This is a genomic window from Bacillus sp. JJ1521, assembly GCF_036965165.1.
Classification (GTDB): domain Bacteria; phylum Bacillota; class Bacilli; order Bacillales; family Bacillaceae_L; genus Ferdinandcohnia.
In genome coordinates this window covers 31,562-34,297 of record NZ_JBALOX010000089.1, presented here as the reverse complement: position 1 = coordinate 34,297, position 2,736 = coordinate 31,562, and the positions used below count along the sequence as shown (strand labels likewise).

The window sequence follows — 2,736 nt, the reverse complement described above, 5'->3', positions numbered from 1 at the left end:
TTCCAAAACTTTGCACGAGCTCAAGCTTTTCAATCGTATCGTCATCATGAGAGGCAACTGCGATATGATGTTCGTGAGCAAGCTCCGCGATTTCCTGGATATCCTCAATCGACAGCTTTTCCTTTGTCTCGTGCTTTTTAATCAGCACATCAATAGAAGCATCACTCATATTGTTATAGCTCTTCACCGTATTTCGCCAAATTTCCAAATGACGGTATTGGCCCTGTCCTGGCGTGTGGTCCATAAACGAAACCAAGTGCACTTTATCTTCTTTTATATAGTTTTTTAGATTTTCAATGTCTTCCACATTATCAATCTCATATCTTGCATGGAACCTATGGCGCACTAGGTGCTTCGTGTTATGCGTATCATCAATAATATCAATTAATTTCTGAACATTCTCAGGTTCACGTATCGGTTTATATTCGTAATCTGATCCTTTATATAAAGAAAGGGAGTGGAACATCGTAGTAATTCCGTGTGTAATCAGCTCCTTTTCTGTCTCCCGCAAGCTTATATCAAAATTCATAAGTGAAGTTGGTCTCGGTGCTGCCATATGCTCAATATAGTCGGAATGAATATCAATAAATCCAGGAGTTACATAGCCTCCAGCAGCATCTATAATTTCCATTTGTTCCTCAAATTTAATCTCACCCTTTGGGGCGATTCTTTCAATACGATCCTCTTTGATAAAAAGGTCATAGCCTTGTAATACTACGTCCTCGGTGATTAATTTTCCATTTGTAATAACAAACAAACTACTTCCTCCTCGTGTTTGAATGGAAACGACTTTGTAACGGAATGCGGATGATTTGACGAATATGATACTTCCGTTCAATACGTTTTACAGCAACGAATGAACAAGCTGTTGTGTATATGCATGTTGTGGGTCTTCAAGAATTTGATCGGTTAACCCTTGCTCAATCACTTTGCCATCGAGCATAACCATTGTTCGGTCAGCTAGCATTCGAATTACACCTAGATCATGTGAAACAAGTACAATACTAATGTTTAGTTCACGCTGCAAACCTTTAATTAAATCAAGCACACTAGCTTGGACAGATAAATCCAAGCCTGTCGTAACCTCATCTAATAAAAGCAATGGGGGATTATTAGACAAGGCCTTTGCGATTTGGACGCGTTGCTGCATTCCCCCCGAGAACTTTTTCGGTTCCTCTTTCCGACGGTGTATAGGGATATTCACCTTTTCAAGTAGCTCTGTTCCCCTAGCCTCCATCATGCCAACATGATAACTACCAGCTGCAATCAACTTCTCCGCGATATTACCAATCGAAGAAAAATTCATTTTCAGTCCAAGCATTGGATTTTGATACACTTTGCCCATCATATGATTGCGTATAAAGCGCTGCTGCTGGGAGGATTCCTCAAACAAATTCCTCTCACCATTCTCATAATCAGATATATAGGCCCCGCCACTTGTTACTTCCTGGTCGAAGTAAAGGCATTGCATTAATGTCGACTTTCCGCTCCCGCTTTCTCCAACGATACCCAGCACTTCTCCAGGAAAAACATCAAACGAAACATCACGACATGCATACACAGTACCGCATATTTCACAATAGTTTTTCACCAAAGATGGGGAATCTGCGGCTTGGCAATGCACACAGCCAGGACCATATTGTTTATTAAGATGTCTTACCGATAGAACCGGCATTTCAAATTCAGCAGCCATTTACTTCACTCCAACTGGTTCATTTAGTTTTTCAAGACAATAGCTTGTATCATTGCATTGATGTACTGTTTCATTCGTCATTTCGTCAACCAACTCATCTAAAAACACATCGGTTGAGCCACATAGTCTACAATGCTTCCCATCAAAGGATTCGATTTGAAACGGGTAATCCTCAAAGTCAAGAGAAACAACCTTTGTATATGGTGGGACAGCATATACCTTCTTTTCACGGCCAGCCCCTAATAAAATGAGGGCTTCACTATTATTCATTTTCGGATTATCAAAGCGTGGAATTGGACTTGGTGCCATTACATACCGATCATGTACGAGCACTGGGTGGTCCGCGTCTGTCGTCATGCTTCCATATTTCATAATCTGCTCAAACAGCATGAGCCATGCGCCACTGTATTCCCTTTCTGCATGAAGTTTTTTCGTTTCATTTTCACTCGGCTCAAAGTAGCGGAGCGGTTCTGGTAATGGTACCTGTAAAACAAGAATTTGATCCTTTGTCAGTGGAACCTCCGGAATTCTGTGTCTTGATTGAATAAGGGTCGCTTCGTGTGTATGTTCAGTCGTCGGCACACCCGTTGTGTCAGTCACAAGCTTTTTAATATTAACTGCATTCACTGACTCATCTGAACCCTGGTCAATGACTTTTAGTACATCCGATTTTCCGATGAGCGAAAGAGTTAGCTGCAAACCACCAGTTCCCCAACCGCGACCAATCGGCATTTCCCTCGATGCGAATGGAACCTGGTAACCTGGGACAGCAATTGCCTTTAGGGTGGCTCTTCTGATTTCTCGTTTTGACCCTTCATCAAAGAATGCAAAATTATACGTAACATTCATCAGCTGTTCACCTCTTCCCTTTCCATTTGCTTCGTTTTTCTCACGCTATCAAGCTTCGATTGGAACGTGACATAATGAGGCATTTTCAAATGCGAAATAAAGCCTGTCGATTCAACAGAATCTATGTGGAATAAAACAAATTCCTCATTATGACTCGGAAATTCAAGGTTTGGATGCTCGAGACTGTTGTCTAA

At 41.4% G+C, this 2,736-nt stretch carries 4 protein-coding genes; all 4 read right to left on the bottom strand.

Features of this window, described 5'->3' with window-relative positions:
• The coding region (locus V7147_RS13385; RefSeq protein WP_335368352.1) for an alpha-D-ribose 1-methylphosphonate 5-triphosphate diphosphatase at nucleotides 1-757 on the bottom strand (757 nt) is incomplete at its 3' end.
• An 87-nt stretch (nucleotides 758-844) separates the two neighbouring features.
• Nucleotides 845-1,693: an ATP-binding cassette domain-containing protein gene (locus V7147_RS13380; RefSeq protein WP_335368351.1), complete on the bottom strand. Its 849-nt coding sequence runs from the start codon at nucleotides 1,691-1,693 to the stop codon at nucleotides 845-847.
• Nucleotides 1,694-2,542, bottom strand: coding sequence for an alpha-D-ribose 1-methylphosphonate 5-phosphate C-P-lyase PhnJ (locus V7147_RS13375; protein WP_335368350.1), 849 nt, complete (start codon nucleotides 2,540-2,542; stop codon nucleotides 1,694-1,696). It abuts the gene before it with no gap.
• The coding region (locus V7147_RS13370; RefSeq protein ID WP_335368349.1) for a carbon-phosphorus lyase complex subunit PhnI at nucleotides 2,542-2,736 on the bottom strand (195 nt) is incomplete at its 5' end. The genes V7147_RS13370 and V7147_RS13375, both read right to left, overlap by 1 nt.